This window comes from Streptomyces rubradiris, from assembly GCF_016860525.1.
GTDB classification, from domain to species: Bacteria; Actinomycetota; Actinomycetes; order Streptomycetales; family Streptomycetaceae; genus Streptomyces; species Streptomyces rubradiris.
This window is the reverse complement of the sequence record NZ_BNEA01000007.1, coordinates 466,272-485,788: the sequence shown is the minus strand read 5'-3', so window position 1 is coordinate 485,788 and position 19,517 is coordinate 466,272. Positions and strand designations below refer to the sequence as shown.

Annotated in this window: 16 protein-coding genes and 1 pseudogene; 8 read left to right on the top strand and 9 right to left on the bottom strand. The window is 73.1% G+C overall.

Annotated elements, in window-relative coordinates:
* Positions 1 to 130: 130 nt before the first annotated feature.
* On the bottom strand, positions 131 to 1,987 hold the full coding sequence (locus Srubr_RS11450) for a glycoside hydrolase family 9 protein (protein WP_229926512.1): 1,857 nt from the start codon (positions 1,985 to 1,987) through the stop codon (positions 131 to 133).
* 64 nt (positions 1,988 to 2,051) lie between these two features.
* Complete coding sequence (locus Srubr_RS41640) at positions 2,052 to 2,642, bottom strand: FCD domain-containing protein (protein ID WP_308439888.1); 591 nt, start codon at positions 2,640 to 2,642, stop codon at positions 2,052 to 2,054.
* A 168-nt stretch (positions 2,643 to 2,810) separates the two neighbouring features.
* Here Srubr_RS41640 and Srubr_RS11440 point away from each other — a divergent pair, with 168 nt between their 5' ends.
* Positions 2,811 to 3,695, top strand: coding sequence for an amidohydrolase family protein (locus Srubr_RS11440; protein ID WP_189991284.1), 885 nt, complete (start codon positions 2,811 to 2,813; stop codon positions 3,693 to 3,695).
* Between the two features lie 162 nt (positions 3,696 to 3,857).
* On the opposite strand, the gene Srubr_RS11435 is transcribed toward Srubr_RS11440, so the two are convergent.
* Positions 3,858 to 4,412 (bottom strand): helix-turn-helix domain-containing protein, encoded by a 555-nt coding sequence (locus Srubr_RS11435; protein ID WP_189991283.1) that lies wholly within the window; start codon positions 4,410 to 4,412, stop codon positions 3,858 to 3,860.
* A 192-nt stretch (positions 4,413 to 4,604) separates the two neighbouring features.
* Between Srubr_RS11435 and Srubr_RS11430 the strand changes: the two genes are divergently transcribed.
* From Srubr_RS11430 to Srubr_RS40475, 4 genes and pseudogenes are all read left to right on the top strand, one after another.
* Complete coding sequence (locus Srubr_RS11430) at positions 4,605 to 5,729, top strand: aryl-sulfate sulfotransferase (protein ID WP_189991281.1); 1,125 nt, start codon at positions 4,605 to 4,607, stop codon at positions 5,727 to 5,729.
* On the top strand, positions 5,726 to 7,078 hold the full coding sequence (locus tag Srubr_RS11425; protein WP_189991279.1) for a uracil-xanthine permease family protein: 1,353 nt from the start codon (positions 5,726 to 5,728) through the stop codon (positions 7,076 to 7,078). The genes Srubr_RS11430 and Srubr_RS11425 overlap by 4 nt, the downstream gene beginning before the upstream one ends.
* Positions 7,079 to 7,524: 446 nt before the next feature.
* Positions 7,525 to 7,674, top strand: a pseudogene (locus tag Srubr_RS40480) (TetR family transcriptional regulator); the annotation flags it as partial.
* Positions 7,675 to 7,837: 163 nt separating this feature from the next.
* Positions 7,838 to 8,236, top strand: a complete 399-nt coding sequence (locus tag Srubr_RS40475; protein WP_373313402.1) for a hypothetical protein — start codon at positions 7,838 to 7,840, stop codon at positions 8,234 to 8,236.
* A 63-nt stretch (positions 8,237 to 8,299) separates the two neighbouring features.
* Here Srubr_RS40475 and Srubr_RS11415 read toward each other — a convergent pair whose 3' ends face one another.
* Positions 8,300 to 9,256, bottom strand: a complete 957-nt coding sequence (locus Srubr_RS11415) for a helix-turn-helix transcriptional regulator (RefSeq protein WP_229926511.1) — start codon at positions 9,254 to 9,256, stop codon at positions 8,300 to 8,302.
* 209 nt (positions 9,257 to 9,465) lie between these two features.
* Between Srubr_RS11415 and Srubr_RS11410 the strand changes: the two genes are divergently transcribed.
* Both Srubr_RS11410 and Srubr_RS11405 read left to right on the top strand, forming a co-directional pair.
* Positions 9,466 to 10,317, top strand: coding sequence for an oxidoreductase (locus tag Srubr_RS11410; protein ID WP_189991277.1), 852 nt, complete (start codon positions 9,466 to 9,468; stop codon positions 10,315 to 10,317).
* Positions 10,318 to 10,810: 493 nt separating this feature from the next.
* The gene (locus tag Srubr_RS11405) at positions 10,811 to 11,638 is read left to right on the top strand and encodes a helix-turn-helix domain-containing protein (RefSeq protein ID WP_189991275.1); all 828 of its coding nucleotides are present in this window, start codon (positions 10,811 to 10,813) and stop codon (positions 11,636 to 11,638) included.
* Between the two features lie 60 nt (positions 11,639 to 11,698).
* On the opposite strand, the gene Srubr_RS11400 is transcribed toward Srubr_RS11405, so the two are convergent.
* The 5 genes from Srubr_RS11400 to Srubr_RS11380 form a co-directional block, all read right to left on the bottom strand.
* Positions 11,699 to 15,184, bottom strand: coding sequence for a protein kinase domain-containing protein (locus Srubr_RS11400; RefSeq protein WP_189991273.1), 3,486 nt, complete (start codon positions 15,182 to 15,184; stop codon positions 11,699 to 11,701).
* Entirely contained in the window at positions 15,181 to 15,906 is a 726-nt protein-coding gene (locus Srubr_RS11395) for a hypothetical protein (RefSeq protein WP_189991271.1), read from the bottom strand. The genes Srubr_RS11400 and Srubr_RS11395 overlap by 4 nt, the downstream gene beginning before the upstream one ends.
* Positions 15,907 to 15,914: 8 nt before the next feature.
* Positions 15,915 to 17,153 (bottom strand): protein kinase domain-containing protein, encoded by a 1,239-nt coding sequence (locus Srubr_RS11390; RefSeq protein WP_189991270.1) that lies wholly within the window; start codon positions 17,151 to 17,153, stop codon positions 15,915 to 15,917.
* A gap of 13 nt (positions 17,154 to 17,166) precedes the next feature.
* A complete protein-coding gene (locus tag Srubr_RS11385) occupies positions 17,167 to 17,835 on the bottom strand; it encodes a DUF7019 family protein (protein ID WP_189991268.1) in 669 nt (222 codons plus the stop codon).
* A gap of 150 nt (positions 17,836 to 17,985) precedes the next feature.
* Positions 17,986 to 18,498 (bottom strand): DUF1203 domain-containing protein, encoded by a 513-nt coding sequence (locus Srubr_RS11380; RefSeq protein ID WP_189991266.1) that lies wholly within the window; start codon positions 18,496 to 18,498, stop codon positions 17,986 to 17,988.
* 269 nt (positions 18,499 to 18,767) lie between these two features.
* Between Srubr_RS11380 and Srubr_RS11375 the strand changes: the two genes are divergently transcribed.
* Positions 18,768 to 19,490, top strand: a complete 723-nt coding sequence (locus Srubr_RS11375) for a S1 family peptidase (RefSeq protein ID WP_189991264.1) — start codon at positions 18,768 to 18,770, stop codon at positions 19,488 to 19,490.
* Positions 19,491 to 19,517 lie beyond the last annotated feature (27 nt).

Sequence of the window (19,517 nt, the reverse complement as noted above, 5' to 3'; positions counted from 1 at the left end):
CACCCCCGCGCCGCCGTGCAGCCGACCGCGGCAGTCCGGCCTCCCGTAGCCCCGCCGGACGCGCGGACTGGTCGATCCGGCCGGCCGTGCCGCGCGCACGCCGTACGCGACGCGAACCGCCGCCGCCCGTTCAGGAGTTGCGCCGGTGCTCGGCGGCGAAGGCGGCCAGCCAGGCCAGGGGAGCGTTCCAGTTGATGGCGACCTCGTTGGTCGAGTACGAGCCGATGTCGTCCACGTAGCAGGCCGCCGGCCGGCACCCGGGCAACCGCTCCTCGGCCACGGGGTCCTGAAGGGCGCTGTTGGGCCCGCCCGCCAGGGAGCCCGCGGGCGGGTTGGGCAGCGAGGCGTCGTACGCGTGCGCCCAGAACCGGTGGTGCTGGTTGTGGGAGTACCGGGTGCCGTAGCCGGTGACGTAGGACGTACCCAGCGTATTGCGGCCCAGCAGGTAGTCCATCGTTTCGACGGCGCCGTCACGGTAACGCCGTTGCCGGGTCAGGTCATAGGCGACTCCCATGACGAGGGCGTTGTTGGCGACCTGGCTGTTGGAGCCCCAGACGTACGCCGACGCGGGAATCGGAGCCGGATAGCCCTGGGTGCCCAAGGTGGTGAGGTAGCCGTCGGCGGCGGAGACGACGGAGGTGCGCAGCCGGGCCACGTCCGGGGCCGGCAACCGGTTCGGCACGGTGGCGAGGGTGAGACGGCCGAGGGCCGCGGTCTCGGCCCACCCGAAGCCGAAGGAGGTGAACACGTCCGAGGACGTGTACCAGGGAGAGGAGGTGACGGCGTCGCGGTACGTCTTCTCCCCGGTGGCCGCGTACAGTTCGGCCGCCGCCCAGTAGAACTCGTCGCTCACCTGCCCGTCGCCGTACGCGCCGCCGCCCGTGCTGTCGGAGTCCGGCGCGATCACGCCGGGGTTCGCCTCGGCGGCGGCCCAGGCCTTGCGCGCGGCGGTCAGGCAGCGCGCCGCGAACGCCCGGTCGAACGGGGCGTACACCCGGGCGCACTGCGCGGCCGTCGCCGCGAGGTTGAGGGTGGCCGCCGTGGAGGGCCGGTGCAGTTCGCGCGGCTGCGGGTCCTGCTCGGGACGGGTGGGCAGCCCGGTCCAGTTGGCATCGTGGATCTTGTGGAAGGCCATGCCGGCGTACGGCCGCCCGTCCGGCACCTGCATGCGCAGCAGGAACTCCAGCTCCCAGCGGGCCTCGTCGAGCACATCGGGCACGCGGTTGCCACGCTCGGGGACGCGCAGCGTGGAGTCGCCGAGGGCCTTGGCCGTGCCCGCACGCGCCGCACGGTCGTAGGAGTTGACCAGCAGCCAGGTGGAAATGCCGCCGTTCACCACGTACTTGCCCTGGTCGCCGGCGTCGTACCAGCCGCCGCGGACGTCGAGGGAGTAGTCGCAGACCCCGGCCTGGCAGGGCACCTGTGTGTCGCCCATGTTGGGTGCCACGCCCAGGTGCCCGGCCGGCCGTGCGTAGGCCGCTCCGGCGAGGGAGGCCTCGATCGGCGTGCCGCTGCGCTGCTGGTAGAAGAAGGACATCGAGTCCGAGAACAGAGAACCGTAGAGGCCGGCGCGGATGTCGAACGCCGGACTGCTCTGCCCGTCCACCACCAGGCGGAAGCCCTTGCCAGCGCCCTTGTACGACGTGAAGTCGGCCAGGTGGGTGGAGTCGCCGGACGCCGCGTCGGTGCCGCGCGGAGCGGTGGAGCCGGAGGCGACGGTCCGGCCGGAGGCGTCGACCAGCTGCCATGCCAACGGCTGCGCCGACGAGCTGACGAGGGTGGCGCGTTTCGGGCCGTCCGGGAGATACCCGAGCTGGTTGACCCGGACCGGGGAGTCGGCGAGGGTGGTTGCGGGCGCCGCCGCGGTACGGGTGAGCCCCGCGGCTCCGGTGGCGTCGGTCAGCGTGCCGGCGAGGGCGAGCGCCGTCACCAGGCTGACGGCCGCCGCGCGACAGCGGTGCCGGACGGCTGGGAAGAGAGAGGTCATGGGCTGCTCCTGGGCTGGACGGGACAGGGGTGGGAGCGCTCCCACGCAGCGTTGCATGGTCATGTCACTGCGTCAATCGCTCCTGCGGCATTCGGTGCGGGGCGGGACGCGGTACGGGCAGTCGAAGGTCGGCCGGTTGCCGGAGAGGGGGTCGGCGAGGACGACCACGCGGACAACGTCCCCCGGACGTCCGGGATTTGGGACGCTCGCCCGCTGCCGGCAGGTTCTTGCCGGGCCGCTGACGTGTACACCTGGTGGTGCCCGCCCTCCCGGTATGACGCGCAGGGGCCGGACCCTGCCCGTTGTCCGGTTCCGAGGAGCCGGTCAGCACCGAGCGCGGCCCTACTTCCGAGGTGTCGACGTGAAGCACGCCGCTGGACTGCGCGAGCGACTGGTCGCGGGCGCGCAGGGCGTTGTAGATGGCCTCGTGCTCGGCGAGAGTGATGTGCGAGGCATCGCCTTCGAGCACACCGCGCCACACCCTGGCCCGGATGGTCCGGCTGGACGACCCCTCCAGCAGCGAGGTCAGTGTCTCGTTCCCGGTCGCGGCGACGACGGTGCGATGGAAGGCCGCGTCGCCAGGCGCGTTCGTGCCTTCGGGTACAGCCGGTGCGAGCGGGGGCGTTCCTGGGCGGCCGTCCGGCGCTCGCGGCAACTCTGCAAAACGCGGTACCAGTTACCACTGTCGCCACTCGGACACCGGCCGCCGTGCCCGGACATCGCCGGGGCCGCACGCACACCCACCCGGCCGGTACCGGCATGCCCTGGCCGGCGGCCGCCGGGTGCCGCGCCGCGGGCGGGTCCGTAGGGGAAGGGCTGCTCGATGAACGCGTCTCCGTCTCCCGGTCACCGTCCGCTCCGGATCGACGCCCACCACCATGTGTGGAACCCGGCCACACGGCCCCATGCGTGGCTGGCCGGTGAGGAGATGACGCCGATCCGGCGGCACTTCACCGAAGCCGACCTGCACGCGGTGGCCACGTCGGCCGGAGTGGGGCGCACGGTGCTGGTCCAAGTGCTGCCCGACCTCGATGAGACGGCGGAGTTCCTGGCGCTGGCCGCGAACTCGCCCCTGATCGCCGGTGTCGTCGGCTGGGTGGACCTCACCGCACCGGACGTCGCCGACGTCCTGGCCGGGCTGCGGTCGGGGCCCGGCGGGCGCTTCCTGGTCGGGGTGCGCCATCTGGTGCAGGGCGAACCGGACCCCGGCTGGCTGGTGCGGCCCGATGTCCTCGCCGGGCTGCGCGCGGTGCGCGACGCCGGGCTGGCCTACGACCTGCTCACCCTGCCGCACCAGCTGCCCGCGGCACTGGAGGCGGTGCGAGCCGTCCCCGACCTGCTCTTCGTTCTCGACCACCTCTCCAAACCCGACGTGGTGGGCGGGTCGTTGCGCCCGTGGGCCGACCGGATCGGGGCGCTGGCGGAGCAGCCCAACGTGGTGGCGAAGCTGTCCGGTCTGGTCACCGAGGGCGACTGGGCGACATGGACGGTGGACGACCTGCGGCCCTACGCGGACGTCGCGCTGGAGGTGTTCGGACCCGGCCGGTTGATGGTCGGCTCCGACTGGCCGGTCTGCCTGCTCGCCGCGGACTACGAGCGCGTGTTCGCCACCGCGGAGGAACTGTTGTCCGGCTGCACGGCCGACGAGACGGCGCAGGTGTTCGGCGCCACCGCCGCACGGGTGTACGGCCTGGGACAAGGCGGATGAGGCAGATGTGCCTTGGGCGGGCAGGGCCGGACCGTGCCGGGTCCGAGGCACCCGGCCTACAGGCAACGGTTCCCTGTGGTCGCGACCTCCTGCGCGCACCTCTTTGTCACTGACGCCGCGTTCCGGACCGGCACCGGCCTCCCCGGCGCGCCGTGTCACCCGTCAGGACTCGACCACCTCCACGTGGTCGCCGACCGCGACCACCAGGACCCGTGTGCCCGGCTCGGTGGAGCGCCAGCGGTGCCGGACGCCGCCGGACAGCAGCAGCGTGTCCCCGCGCCCCAGCCGGTGGAGCTGTCCCTCGGCCTCCACCTCCACCGAGCCGTCCGCCACGTACATCAACTCGTCGTTGCGGTGCCGGAACTCGCGGTCCGCCTCGTGCGCGCCGACGAACTCCAGCGCGTGCAGCTGATGGCGGCCGCGCACCACCGGCCGTACCCGTGCCTCCCGGTCGAGGCCGCTGTCGTCGCCCGCGCGCACCACGTCGACCGTACGGGTCTCGTCCGAGGCCGCGAGGAGCTGTACCGCCGTGGTGCCGAGAGCGTCCGCGATCCGCTGCAACGAGCGCATGCTGGGGCGCGCCCGGTCGTTCTCGATCTGGCTCAGGAACGGGGAGGAGAGCCCGCTGCGCCGTGCCACCTCCGCGAGCGTGAGGTCGAGTGCCCGGCGGCGACGGCGTACGGCGGCACCCACCCGAGGTGTGTTCCCGGCCTCCATGGATGACCCGTCCTTTCCCGCCCCGCGGCGCCGTTCTCCCTGGTCGACGGTGCCTGACGGCACCTTACGCGGCGCACGCCGAGCGGCCGCAGGCGGTTTCGTACTGCCGACACACGCCCGTCACACAACACCTCTACCGTCAAAGTCGATTGGTCTCGTCAAAGAAAATTTGAAGAAACGAGGAGTTCCGACATGCCCCCGATCGACCAGAACTCACGCCGCCGGCGTCCCACCGGCCTCATCGCCCTCGACGAGACGGCCGTGTACGACGGCTGCACCCTCTACGCACCGCTCACCGGCACCGGCGAGGTCTACCTCATCGACATCCACGGCCGCACCGTCCACCGCTGGGACCTCCCGTACCGGCCCGGCCGCCACGCCCGCCTCCTGGCCGACGGAACCCTCGCCTACAACGGGGTACTCCCGGGAGAGAAGGCCCTCTTCCCGATGTGGCACAAGTACCGGGGCGGCGTCATGCTCCGCGCCGCACCCGACGGAACGGTACTGCGGGAGCATCGCGACCCCCTCCAGCACCACGACGCCCACCACCTCGACGACGGCCGGATACTCTATACGGCCCTGGAGCCCCTGACCGGCGCTCAGGCTGCGGCCGTACGCGGCGGAGTGCCCGGCTCCGAGGCCGCGGGCGGTGTCGTCTGGGCGGACACCATCAGGGAGGTCGGCCCGGACGGCGAACTCCTGTGGTCCTGGCGCGCCGCCGAGCACCTCGACCGCGCGTCCTTCCCGCTGCACGAGGCGTACGCCCGTGAACACTGGCCCCTCATCAACAGCGTCACACCCCTGCGGGACGGCAACGTCCTCGCCAGCCTGCGCAGTGTCTCGGCCGTCGTCGTCATCAGCCGCGAGACCGGCGAGATCCTCTGGCGCAGCCGTCCCGGCACGGTCAGCCAGCAGCACGCGCCCACCGAACTGGACGACGGCCGGCTGCTGGTCTTCGACAACGGCGTCTTCCGGCCCGGCCACGACGTGCCGTACTCCCGCGTCATCGAGATCGACCGGGCGGACGGAGACATCGTGTGGGAGTACCACGACCCGGCCCGCGAGTTCTTCTTCGCGCCCTTCATGGGCTCCGCGCAGCGCCTGCCGAACGGCAACACGCTCGTGACCGACTCTCCGTCCGGGCGGTTGTTCGAGGTGACGAAGGACGGCTACCTGTGCTGGGAGTACGTCGTCCCGTACTTCGCCGGCTACGAGGAGAGCGAGGTCCGGGGCCTCTTCCCGTCCGAGCCCAACGCCGTCTTCCGCGCCTACCGCTACGCGGCGGCCGACATCCCGTGGCTGGACGCGGCGGCATGACGAGCATCCATGCCCCGGCCGCCACCCGCTCCGCCGAACCCGTCGACGCGCGGGTGCCGTTGCGGCGGCTGGTGCCGCTGGCCGCCCAGCACGTCCTGGTGCTGATCGCCGCCCCCGTCTCCACCGTCTTCCTCGTCGCCGGCACCCTGAGGATGCCGCCCGGTGCGACGGCCTCGCTGCTGAGCGCCGTCCTGCTGCTGTGCGGCGCGGGAGCCCTGCTCCAGTCCCTCGGCGTGTGGCGGATCGGCGGCCGTCTGCCGTTCGTCATGCTGCCCGGCGGTGCCGCGACAGCGCTGTTCCTGCAGATCGCCCAGGATCACGGCGCGCCGACCGCCACCGGTTCCGTCCTCCTGGCGGCGGCACTGCTGCTCGCCGTACTGCCCCTGTACACCCGTGTCGTACGGCTCTTTCCGCCCCTGGTCATGGGCGTGACCGTCCTGCTCATCGGGGTCGCGATGATCCGTGTCGCCGCCCGGCTCGTCACCGGTCCGGACGGCAGGGGCGAGCCGCGCGCGGTGCTCCTGGCCGCGCTCACGGTCGCGGCGACCGTCGCCGCGTACGTGCTGCTGCGCGGCGTCTGGCGGCAGACCTCCGTCCTCATCGGGATGGCGGCCGGAACCGTCGTGGCGGTGACGACGGGCCTCGGCGCCTTCACCCCCGCGGCCGGCGCGGGTTTCGCGCTGCCCGCCCTCCTGCCCTTCGGGCCACCGCGCTTCGACCTCGTGGCCGCTCTGCCGCTGCTCGTGTTCAGCCTCACCACGCTGACCGAGATCACCGGGCAGACCGTGCTCAACAGCGAGACCGTGGGCCGGACCCCCACTCCCGAGCGGGACGTTCCGCGCGTCGCCCGCGCCGACGCCCTCGTCTCGCTGGCCGGCGGACTGTTCGGCACATCCCTCATGGTCACCAGCGCCGAGAACATCGGCATCGGCCGGCTCACCGGAGTCCGCAGCCGTTTCGTGACCGCCGGGGCGGGCGTGCTCCTGGTCGTCGTCGGCCTGGCCACGCCCGTCTCCCGGGCGCTGGCCGGCATACCCGAGGCCGTCGTGGGCGGCTCGGCGCTCGTCGTCTACGCCGTCATCGCCGTCATGGGCGTCGAGATGCTCCGCCGAGCCGACCTGTCCGGCCCGGGTACGGGCAACCTGACGGCCGCGCTCGCGCTCACGATGGGACTGCTGCCGTTGCTCAGCCCGGAGCTGTACGCGGGGTTCCCCGAGTGGGCCCGAACGATCCTCGGCAGCGGTGTCGTGGCCGGAACCCTGACGGCCGTCGTCCTCACCGCGCTGCTCGGCCGGTCCGGCCCCGGGAGGCGGGTCCCCGCCCCGGCGCAGTCGCGGGTACGGGAGTGACCGTCCCCCGGCGCGGGTCGCCGGCCCTGCGTACGAACCCCCGGAATTCAGCCATCCGTCCCGGGAGCCTTCGTGAACCCCGGTGTATCCCCACCGGCACCCGCGGCTTCGGCCTCAATGCCGATGCCGGCACGAAACCCGCACGTACGTGTCGCGGCATCCATCGACGTTGCCGTGCGTCCACGAGGGGTGAACGGGCTTCACTGTTGCCGTCGGTTCGTTGTCGTGCGGCACTGTCTTCGGGGCAATGATCAGCGGATTGACATTCCGTGCCTGACACCCGGAGCGGGCTACGCCTCCGTCGCCGCCGCCGGTTCTATCGACTACATCCTGTACACCTTTCTCGGCCCTCTGGTGGCGGGACGGTCGGGGTGCGCAGCGGGTGCGGTACGAGAGGCACACCCACCATCCGCGAGCAGGCCGGCAGGAAGTTCCGGTCGCGGATCATGTCAGGGAGCGCACGCGGACCCGGGCAGGGTCAGGAAGACGCTCCGCGCCGGCTGTCGGAGGCCGCGGCCATCCTCGATGCCGCCTCCCGCCTCTTCTACGAGGAGGGAATCAGGGCCGTCGGTGTCGAGGTCATCGCCGAAGAGGCCGGGGTCACCAAGAAGAACCTCTACGACCGCTTCGGCTCCAAGGACGAGCTGATCGTCGCCTACCTCCGGGCACGGGACGGGCTCTGGCGGACCACCCTGACCCAGCACGTCAACGAGCGGCTAGGTACCCGCGAGGGAGAAACTCCTCGCCACGTTCGACGCCCTGCACGACTGGCTACGGGAACGCAACCCGCGAGGCTGCGCCTTCATCAACGCCTCCGTGGAACTCCCCGAGGACCACCCCGGGCAGGAGGTGGCCTTCCAGCAGAAGGCGTGGCTGCGCGCGTACCTGGGGCAACTCGCCGCCGAAGCGGGGGCGTCGGACCCGGCCGGGCTCGCCGATCAGCTCCTCATCCTCCACGAGGGCGCCTGCATCGCGAACTCGATGCGTTCGGTGGACAATGCGGCGACCCGCGCCCGGCAGATGGCCGATGTCCTGATCGAATGGGCCGTGAGCGCGTCCTCGACGGCGCCGGGCAAGCCGTCCGGCGAGGACGGGGACGGGGCGGTCGCCACCGAACCGGGCGTACGCACTGCCGTCGTCGGCCGCGGCACGCCGTGAACGATCACTGACTCCCGCTACGGCGTCACACCCCCGCCGGACGCCGCACGGCGGACGGCGACGTCACCTGCCGCGAGGACCGGACCGGCCGGAGCCGACGCCGCCGCCACCCCGGTGCGCCGCCTGCCTCCTCTCGGTCCGGGCTGTCTGATGAGGTGCGTGCTGCTCGTGCGGCGTCTCGGGCCGGCGCATCCACGTGGCCAGGAGCCGGAGGGCCTCTTCGGAGCCGGAACCCGCTTCGGCGGTGTAGACGCTCAGCCGCTGGTCGGGGTCGGCGGGCAGGGTGAGGGACTCGTAGTTGAGGGTGAGCGGGCCGACGACCGGGTGGTGGAAGTGTTTGCTGCCGTGCGTGTGCCGGTACACGTTCTGGTCGGCCCACCAACGGCGGAAGTCCTCGTCCGCGATGGAGAGTTCGCCGACGAGTTCGGCCAGCAGCGGATCGTGGGGATGGCGCCCGGCGTCACGCCGGAGTGAGGCGACGATGTCCTGGGCGTGGGTTTCCCAGTGGGTGTAGAGCGAGCGCGCGGTCTCGTCGCAGAACATGAACCGCACCAGGTTCCGCTCGCGGTGCGGCAGCGCCTCGAAGTCGGTCAGCAGCGCCCGCGCCATCTGGTTGGACGCGAGTACGTCCAGCCGCCGCCCCAGCACGAGGGCGGGGGTGTGCTCAAGGACCCGGAGCAGGTCGCGCAGCCCCGGGCGGACCGTCTGCGGACGCGTCGCCGAGCGGCGCGGCCTGCCCGCGGCGGGCTTGGCGAGCTGGAACAGATGGGCGCGTTCGACGGGATCGAGGCGCAGCGCGCGGGAGATGGCGTCCAGCACGGTCTCGGAGACGTTCAGCCGGCGACCGCGTTCCAGGCGTACGTAGTAGTCGACGCTCACGCCCGCCAGTCGCGCGATCTCTTCGCGGCGCAGTCCCGGTACGCGCCGAGGGCCGCCGTCGTCGGACAGGCCCGCCTGACGCGGGGTGATCCGGGCCCGCCGGGAGCGGAGGAACTCGCCAAGAGCTGTGTTGCGGTCCATACCGTTCACGATAGGGCCCGAGATCGCCCCGACGGCCCGCGAAAGGGGGGACTGGCAGTCCCCCGGTCCGGCTGTCCCCGGGGTGAAGCGGACCCCCCGGAAGCCGCTCGGCGGCCGATTCCGGTGCTGAAGTGGAACGCGTCGCGACCGGCCGGAGGCTCAACCGCCCACGGGCCGGCCGCTGTTCGCATCGCACGAAGGGAACTCCTGTGTCGGATACCAAGACATTCCTGATCACCGGCGTCAGCACCGGCCTGGGCCGCGCACTCGCGCGTGCGGCGTTGGCCGAGGGCCACCGGGTGGTGGGTACGGTGCGTACGCCCGCCGACGCACGGGACTTCGAGGCGCTCGCCGGTGACGCGCACGCCCGCATCCTGGACGTGACCGACCATGACGCGGTGGACACGGTCGTGGACGAGACCGAGCGGGACCTGGGCCCGGTCGACGTACTCGTCGCCAACGCCGGGTACGGCCATGACGGCCTGTTCGAGGAGTCGTCGATGGACGACCTCCGCCGTCAGTTCGAGGTCAACGTCTACGGAACCGTAGCGGTGATCAAGGCGGTGCTGCCGCACATGCGGAAGCGCCGCCGTGGCCACATCATCGCCGTCACCTCGATGGGCGGACTGATCACCATGCCGGGCCTCAGCTTTTACCACGGCAGCAAGTTCGCGGTGGAGGGCATCCTCGAAACGCTCGGCAAGGAGGTCGCCGATTTCGGCATCCATGTCACCGCCGTCGAGCCCGGCAGTTTCCGGACGGACTGGGCCGGCCGCTCGATGATCCGCGCGCCGCGTGCGATCGCGGACTACGACGAGTTGTACGAGCCGCTGCGCACCCGGCGCATCCAGGGCAGCGGGCGCCAGCCGGGCGACCCGGACAAGGCCGCGGCCGCGGTGCTGAGGATCGTGGCGGCCGACCAGCCGCCGACGCGTCTGCTGCTCGGCACCGACGCGCTCCGCCTCGTCCGGTCCGGACGCGACGCCTTCGAGCGGGAGATGCGGGCCTGGGCCGAGCTGTCGGCCTCGACCGACTTCGACGACGTCGGCCAGTCCGCCTGACGTCACTCACCGCCGGGCCCCCGGCACGGGGCCCGGCGGCGGCCGTCGTCACCGAGCGCCTGGGTGCCGAGGAATCGACGGCCGACGGGCTCGCGTCACACGCGTTGTCGGCCATTTGGAGCCGGGCAGGCTGAAGTCGGCCCCCTGGGACACCGGGACACGTTCTGCGCGCTGACCTGCCCGGATGCCCGGGGGAGTACGGCACCCGCGGGAAGCTGGCCCGCCCGGAGCATGGCCGGATCACGTGGTGGGCGCACTCGGGCGGGGGGTTCGCGGACCGCGCAAGGTGTATCAACGGAACGGTACCGGGGCGAAAGCCTCGTAAGGTCCGTGGCGCGTATGGGGGAAGCATGGCGCGTGGGAGGGAACTACCGGGTCCGATCTCGCACAGGGACCGGCAGCTCGTCGACCGCTTACGACGACGTCAGCGCGAGACGGACCCGGGCGTCGTCGACGGCGTCGTGGCCCCGCACACCCGGCGGGGGCCGCGCCGATGAGCGCCCTCGCACCGGAGTGCGCGGCGTTGACCGAAGGCCTCCGTGCCGTCAAGGCACGTACCGGTCTGAGCCTGACGGGGCTGGCCGAGCGTACCCCCTACAGCAGGTCGTCCTGGGAGCGTTACCTCAACGGGAAGAAGCCGGTGCCCCGGCAGGCCGTCGAGGCCCTGTGCGCGATGGCGGGAGAGCCCTCCGCGCGGTTGCTCGCGCTCTGGGAACTGGCGGACGCCGAGTGGAGCGGGCGGGCCCGGTCGACCCGTCCCACCGTACCGTCCGCACCCGCGGCGCCCCCGGCCGCCACGGGCGCCTTCGACGGGGCCCGGCGCGATTACCGGCTCGTCGTGGGTGCGGGCCTGGCGGTGGTGGTCGCGGCCATGACCGGGGTGCTGATCGTGGCGCTGTCGGTGTTGAACCCAGGCACCGCGGATCAGGCGGGCGCGGCGCTTCCCGCGCTGGGCCCCGCTCCCGGATGCCAGGGCGGGACGTGTGCGGGGAAGGACCCCGACCGCATGTTCTGCGGACTGCCCGGCCGGGCGGACTCGCTCGGGCCGCCGCATCGCACCGCCACCGGGGCCTATATGGAGATCCGGTACAGCACGGTGTGCGCCGCCGCGTGGGGCCGGATCTGGCATGCGCGGGTCGGAGACGCGATCGAGCTCTCGGCCCCTGGCGCCCGCTCGCGCCGGACCGTCATCAAGCACGCGACGGACACCGGTGTCTACCGCTTCACCTCGATGATCGGCGCCCCGGCCCGGGACACCCTGCGCCTCTGTTTCCTGCCGGTGTCCGGCGCGGGCCGCAAGGAGTGCGTCTCCCCCCACTGACGGGAGCCGGGCAGGGGCCGGCGGGGGCGGGCTGCGGCGAGGTACGTGGACCCGGTGTGTTCATCGGGTCCACTGCTGCGCGTCGCGCTCCGTCAGCTCCCAGTCGACGTCCCATACGTGCACGTCGCCGTCGGCGCCCGCGGCCAGGACGTGTTGCCAGTCGGCGGTCATGTGCACCGCGGCCACATCGCACCCGTGCCCCTCCAGCCGGCCGGCACAGCTCCCCGTCACCACGTCCCACAGGCGCAGTACGTGGTCCGTGCCGGCGGTGAGGACGAAGTCGCCCACGGGCACGGCGTGCACGGCCCGCAGCATTCCGGCGCCGAACCCCGCGTCGAGCCGGCGCACGAACCGGCCGGAGGCCAGATGCCGTACGCGCACCCCCTGCGACGGCAGCGGGGTTGCCGACACCAGGTGGCCGCCCGGGGTGAGGCACAGCGAACCGGGCCCCTCGGCCGGGTAGGTCTCGGGGACCCGGACGCAGCGGCCGGTACGCAGGTCCCACTGGCGGACGCCCGCGTCGAGGATGCCACCCGAGAGCGCGTACCGGCCGTCGGGCGTCACGCACACCGAGCCGACCGGGCCGCGATGGCCGGTCAGCGCATGGACACACGCGGAGGTCCGCAGGTCCCACACCCGCACCGTGCCGTCGCCGTCCCCGGTGACCGCGAGCCGGCCGTCGGGCGTCGCACACACGGCGAGCACGGCGCCGGTGTGTCCGGTCAGGGCGCGGCTCCGGCCGGCGAGCACGAAGTCCGGGGGCGGCTCCGGTCCGGCGGTCAGCGCGGCGAGGTCCCACACCCGGGCGGTGCCGTCCATGGCGCCGCTCACCGCGTACCGGCCGTCCGGGGTCGCACAGAGCGCCAGCACCTTGCCGGTGTGTCCGACGAGCCGTCGGACGCGGCGGCCGGTGGCCAGGTCCCAGGCCCAGACGGCGTCGTCGGAGTGGCCGCCCGACAGGGCGAACCGGCCGTCGGGGGTGACGCAGACGTCGGTGAGCGAGGTGCCGTCGCCGGCCAGGCGCCGACTGTGCCAGGCGGTGCGGAAACCGCTCGGCCGGGTGACGGGCGCCAGGCGCCGCCAGGCCGCCATCAGCTCCGGCGAGCGCTCGTGCCCGGGCAGGGCCCTCGCCTCGCGCAGCAGCGCGAGCGCGGCGGCGGTGTGCCCGCGCTCCGCCTCCCGGACGGCCCGCGCCGCCAGTTCCCCCGCCCGCGCGTCGGCCGCGGCGGCGGCCAGGGCGGAGCGCGGCCGGCAGACCTGGAGCGGGGCGGGCTCCGGGCGCGGCCACAGGCCGCGCACGACGACCTTCTGGCGCCCGGACTGGATCAGGTACCTTCCGTCCCGGGTGAGCGCGGCCCGCGCCCCCGGCACGTCTTCCTGCTCGTAGGCGTTCAGGCAGCGGCCCGTGGCGCAGTCCCACACGCGTACCGGGCCGCCGAGTTCGGTGGTGAGTGCCAGTCCGGCGAAGTCGTCGGCGAGGGCCGCGCCGTTGACCAGGCCGGTGTGCCCGGCCAGCGTGCGCACGCAGGTACCGGTGTCCAGATCCCACAGGCGGGCCGTCTGGTCGCCGCCGCCGGTCAGCGCCAGCCGTCCGTCGGCGCTCACGGCCAGCGCGCCGATGAGGCCGGTGTGCCCTTCCAGCCGGTGCGCGCAGCGCCCGGTGCCGATGTCCCAGACCCGGACGGCGAGGTCGTCGTGGTCGCCGGAGGCACTGATCACACGGCGCCCGTCCCGGTCGGCGGCCAGCCGGACGACCGCGTGGGTGTGGCCGCGCAAGGTGCCCAGCCGCCGGCCGTCTTGCCAGTCCCACAGGCCGAGGTCACCGCTCTCCTCGGCGATCAGCACCCTGCGGTCGTCCAGGAACAGGGGGTGCGCGGCGGTCATCGCGGTGGCGGTCCGGACGACGCGGGGTCGCCGGCGGCCGTCGAGCCGCCGGATCCGCAGGCGGTCCCGCTCCTCGAGACGGAGCAGCGCGAACACCCGTAGGTCGGGGGCCACGGTGATCCGGGCGGTGGGTCCCCGGCGTTTCCTGCTGCGCAGGCAGGTTCCCGTGGCCAGGTCCCACAGCCGTACGAAGCGGTCCATGCCCGTGCTGACGGCGTACCGCCCGTCCGCGGAGACGTGCACCGCGTTCACCGGGTAGGGCGCGTGGCCGTCGAGGGTGCGCACCGGGCGTCCGGTGGCCGTCTCGTGAAGGGTGAGCCGGCCGTCGTCGTGGCCGGTCACCAGGTGCCGGCCGTCGGGCAGCGGACAGAACACGGCGACCTCGGAGCCGCCGACGACGGGAATGGTGACCGCCGGGCCCGCCGCACCGCGTTCGGCGTCGACGAGTGCCATCAACCGCCGTACGCGCTCGCGGCGTTCGGCGCTCGTCCGGTCCGTGCCGTCGGGCAGCGCGGAGCGCAGTTCGTGCTGTACGTCCTCGGCGGTGATCTCGCCCGCGCGCCAGCGCAGCATCCCGAGGTTGTAGGAAGCCTCGGGATGGCGCGGGTCGGCCGCCAGGGCCCGGCGCAACAGCCGCAGCACCTCGGCGTCGCCGGCGTGCCGGAGGTCGCGGAGCGACAACGCCCGGTTGTTCAGCTCGTCGGCGCGCAGCCGGGCGGCGGCCGGCCGCTCGCGGGGGTAGGGGCGTCCGGTCACCTCCTCGTGTACGGCGGTCAGTTCGGCGGCGACCTCCGCCATGTCCGTCGGCCGGTCCTCGGGCGCGTGGGCCAGACACCGTGCCAGCAGGGCGGCGAGCCGGTCCGGCATGGGCCACAGACGGGCCCAACGCCCGCCCGTGGCACGGAAGTCGGCGAGCGCTTCCCCGGCCGCGGCTCCGTCGAGCCAGGGTCCTCCTCCGGTGAACATCTCCAGTACGGTGGCCGCGAAGCTCCACAGGTCCGTGGCGGGCCCCGTCGTACGCCCGGCGGCCTGTTCCGGTGAGCGGTAGCGCGGGGTGCCGCGGTGGGCGTGCCCCGCCTGTGCCAGGCCGAAGTCGGTGACCCTGACCTGTCCGTCGTCGCCGACCAGGATGTTCCCCGGCTTCACGTCCCGGTGGACCACGTGCCGGGCGTGGGCGTGCTCCAGACCCCAGGCCGTCTGCACCGCGATGTCCAGGATCCGGGCGAGCACCACGGACTCCTCGCCCCGGTACAGGGGCGCTTGCTCGCCCCGCATCCGGTCGTCGAGGCTGCCTCCCGCCACGAACTCGGCGAACACCCGGGGGAACCCGTCCACCGTACGCACGTAGTGGCAGGCGCAGATGTGCGGGTGCAGGCCGAGGTCGACCCAGGTCTGGGCCTCCTGGACGAAGGTTTCCCGGTCGGCCGGGCGGCTCAGCAGGTGCCGCTGGGGGCTCTTGACGGCGACGTCCGCGCCCCACTCCAGGTGCCGGGCCGGGTAGACGACGCCCATGCCGCCGCTTCTGGGGGCGCCGGTGATCTCGTAGGTGCCCAGCAGGCGGGTCCCGGTGGGCCATTCGACCGGCTGGGCTCCCGTGGCGGGGGCCGCGCCGGTGGCGTCGAGCGTGGATTCGGGGTCGTCGTGTCCGCCGTACCGGGTCATGCCCCGTCCTTTGGCGGCCGCGGTCCGTTGACCGCCATGGTGCACGCCTCGGGCAGCAGCGAGGGCAGGTACACCTCCTCCTCCGGCGGGGTCGGCCACGCCAGGAGCCCGTTCTCGATACCGAAGAGCACGGCGTAGGGGTAGCCGGCCAGGTGCATGCCGGGGGCCTCCTCCCAGGGCACGCCCCGGGCCGCGTAGGCGCGCATCCACCGCCCCATCCGCAGCAGCAGGAGTCGCGTCCGGTGCCCGTCCGGCTGGTTCCAGGCGAGGCCGTCCGCCTTGATCCGCCGGCGGACGAACTCGGCGAGCAGGTCCCAGGACCACGCGTCGGTGCGGCCCGCCAGACGGACGCTCTCCTCGTGACCGAAGACGACCGCCAGCAACAGCGCCTCCTCGGGCTCCGTCGGCACGGGAGCGTCCGGATGCCGGGAGACCACCAGGCCCGCCTCCCCCTCGTAGGCGCCTCCGTAGCTGATCCACAGGTGCCGGCGGATCGCCAGGCCGGCCAGTTGGGCGGCCACCATCCGGCCGTAGCGGTGCACCGGCGGCTTCCTCACCGCCGGCCACACCAAGAAGCCCGCCCGCAGCAGTGACATCTCCGCGGTCACCCCCGGGAGCATCAGCGCCAGGCGCGCGGCCAGCGGGAGCTTGTCCAGCGGGACGCCGGTCCCGGGCGGTCCGCCCGTGACACGGGTGTGCAGCCGCGCGTACGATCCCGTCACCGACCGGTTCACAATACCTCCCGCAGGGCTTGCCCCAACTCCCGCGCCGACGGCATGGTACGGCTCCCAGGGTCCTCGTCGGCCAGGACACCGTCGAGCAGCGTGGCAAGCCGGCGCGGGACCGCGCTGGTCCGCCGCAGGACGGGTACCACGGGTTCCCGCAGGACCACGCCCACCGGGTCCGCGCCGTCCGGGAAGTCGCGGGGCGTGGTGCCGGTGAGCATCCAGTACAGGCAGGCCGTCGCGGACCACACGTCCACCGCCGGCCCGGCGTACTTGTAGTTGACGATCTGCGACCGCGGCATGAAGGGAACACTGCCGCCCAGGGCGCCGGTCAGGGTGTGGCCGGACAGTCCCGCCCGCTCGAAGGCCTTGGCCAGACCGAAGTCCGCGATCTTCACCGAGGGGGCGGTCCGGGAGCCGGTCAGAAGGATGTTCTGCGGCTTGAGGTCCCGGTGCACGAGCCGGTCCGGGACCGCCGCCTGAGGCCCGGTGGCGTCGGCGGTGCGACGGTCGTGCAGGTACTCCAGGCCGTCGAGGACCTGGAGGGTCACGGCGACGGCAGTCTCGGGCGTCAGCGGGCCCTCCCGCCCGGCCATCCACTGGGCGAGGCTCCCGCCGTCGCAGTACTCGCCGGCGAGGAAGAACCACGTGCCGACGGCACCGGCCTCGTGGAACGCGACCAGACGGGGATGGCGCAGGGTCCTGGTGGTGCGGATCTCCCGCAGGAAGCCGTGCACCAGCTCCGGGCGGAGGACGGCCTCGGGCCGGAGCACCTTCAGCGCCCGTAACTCCCCGGAGGGTTCGTGCCGTGCCAGGTGGACGACTGCCTGGGTCCCGCGCCCGAGTTCCCGGACGAGGGTGTGGTCGCCGATCCGGGCGGCACCGGCCGGGCGTGGCCGGTCCTGCGCCGTCCGGGCACCGGTACCGGTCGAGAACACCCCTACTACCGCGCCGCCGAGGCGTACCTCGTCCCCGTCGGCCAGTTCGTGCGGCCGGGAAGCGCACGGCGCGAGGCGAACGCCGTTGACATACGTGCCGTTGCGGCTGCCGAGGTCGCGGACCCGTACCGCGGGCGGATCGATGTCGAACACGCAGTGGCGGCGCGAGACCCGCCTGTCGTCGGCCGCCACCCGCAGGCCGCAGTCCTCCGCCCGGCCGGCCGACAGGGCGGCCGGCGCCCGGAAGACGAGCGTGCGCGCCGGCACGATCGTGCCCGCGACCTCCAGCCGCACCGTCGCGCCCACCGGTCCGCCCGCCTCAGTCCACGAGGGCCACGTACAGCGGTGAGCCCAGCAACACGGCCGCTGCGCCGCCCGGTTCGGGGTCCGGGCCGTGCAGCAGCCGCTTGGCGACGAACTCCACCGTCTGCGCCGGCCCGCCCAGCCGGTGCGCGGCCTCCCGCACCGCCCGCAGGGCGAGGCCGTCCGGGTCGGCGGACGGGCCGGAGCCGGCGGCGGTGAACAGGGCCGCGATCCGGGGGTCCAGGCGCAACCCGTCCAGCAGGGACGGGAGCAGCGACCGGGCGAGGGGCGGACCGCCCGCGGCGTCGGCCGAGGAACCGAGCACGTGCCGGGTGGAGCCACCCAGGCCGACGACCGTGTGTCCGGTGAGACCGCCGAAGAACACCAGCGACATGTCGTCCCCGTGCGCCAGCGCCCCCCAGCGCATCGGCAGCCGGCCGCGGAAGAACGGTCCGGGCTCCTCCACCGTCCCGATGGCGTCGTCCTTCTCCAGCCGCTTCAGCACCCTGTCCAGCCGGCTCACGGGGTCGGTGTCGGGGGAAGTCTCCACGCTCCGCCTGCCGTTGACCACCTTCAGGTCGACTCCGACCTCGGTCGTGCGCCTGGCGGCGGACGACGGGTCGAGCTGGGACAGGAGCATGTCGACCTTGACGTCACTGATGTACAGGTAGAAGCGGTATGCCACCGGACAGCCTCCGTTCCCGGCCGGGGCCATCAGTATGGGCAAGAGTGGAAGCCCGTGTCGACCGTGATCGCCGCCGGACGGCACGGCACTTCCGCGCCGTCCGGGCCCGCGCTGACCGCGTTCCGCGTCGCCTGTCGCTCCGTTCCCTGGTCAGGGCCTGCGGACCTCGTAGTGGAAGCAGCCGTACTCCACCGCCCGTACGTGCACGAGGGCGACGTGGGGGTCGCTGAAGGCCGTGTGCAGGGCCTGTTCCACGACGGTCTGCGCCTGGACGGGATCGGCCGGCAGCTGTACGAGCGTGCCTCCGGTGATCCAGCCTTTCGCGTCGTAGCGGCGGAAGACGCGCCGGGCCCCGGTCTCGGCGAACGGATATCCGGACTCCGGATCCGGGCCCTGGCACGGACCGGTGTGGATGAACACCGGGCCCACCTCGTCGTAGGCCCCCGGGTGGGCGCCCACCTCCGCCGCCCAGCGGCGCAACGGAGCGTACGAGACCAGCGAGATCCGCTCACCGGCACGGCTGCGGCGCAGACAGCAGCGCAACGGTGCCCCGTCCATGTCGTTCACATGGGCACGGGAGACCGCGCCGGCGTCGTCGCGTTCGCGGAGCTCGTCGAGGACGTGGGGAGCGATGGCGAGCGGCTGATGAGTCAACGGTGTCATGCGTTCAGACTGCGCGACCGAGGGCCGCCGGTGCCTGCGGGAATCCGACGTCGAGTTGGGCAGCTCGCGACACGGAGCCGCGGGTGTGCCGGGCATAACGCGAGGTTATGGCGAAGTGCTAGTACCCGGGTCACCGCTCCTTACCGAAGCTAGGTCATGTCCATGCCGTAAATGCCGTCTTGTGGCGGCGCGTCTCCATGGACACGGCCCGCGAGGCCGTCCACCCCACACAAGTGCGCTTCTTCAGGCGCCCTCCGGATCGAGGAACCTTGCGTATATCAAGGCTTGCGCCCGCTCTCGCCGCGGCAGCGGTCTCCGCCCTCGCCCTGTTCGCCCCCACCGCCTCCGCCGCACCGGCGACGGCCCCTGTCGCCGCCACGGGGTCCCAGCCCATCATCGGCGGCGGGTACGCCAACAGCGGCCCCTGGGCCGCCCGGCTGTACTCGAACGGCCAGGAGACCTGTTCGGCGACGATCATCGCCCCGACCTGGGTGCTCACCGCGAAACACTGCGTGTCCGGCGGCTCGCTGTCCTTCCGCGTGGGCAGCCTGGACCAGTACAGCGGCGGCACGGTCGCGGGCGGCGTCCAGACCTACACCCACAGCGCGGACCTGGCGCTCGTCCGTCTCGACCGCTCCGTCTCCACGACCTACGCCACCCTCGGACAGCCCGGCACGGTCCGGGTCGGCCAGAGCGTGCAGGTGTACGGCTGGGGCGCCACCTCCCAGTGCGGCTCCGAGATCAACTGCCAGTCCCGCTACCTCAAGGTCGCCAACGTCACCGTGTCCAGCGGCTGCACCGACGCCTACGGCGGCTCCGCGATCTGCGCCTACCGGGGCAACGGGATCACCGCCGGCGGCGACTCCGGCGGCCCGATGATGGCGAACGGCGTCCAGGTCGGTGTCGCCTCGACCAGCGACCGCCAGACGAACACGGCGTACACCAACGTGACGGCGTACCGCTCCTGGATCCAGTCGATCGCGGGCGTCTGAACCGGCCCGCCTGTCCTGTCCCCCAAG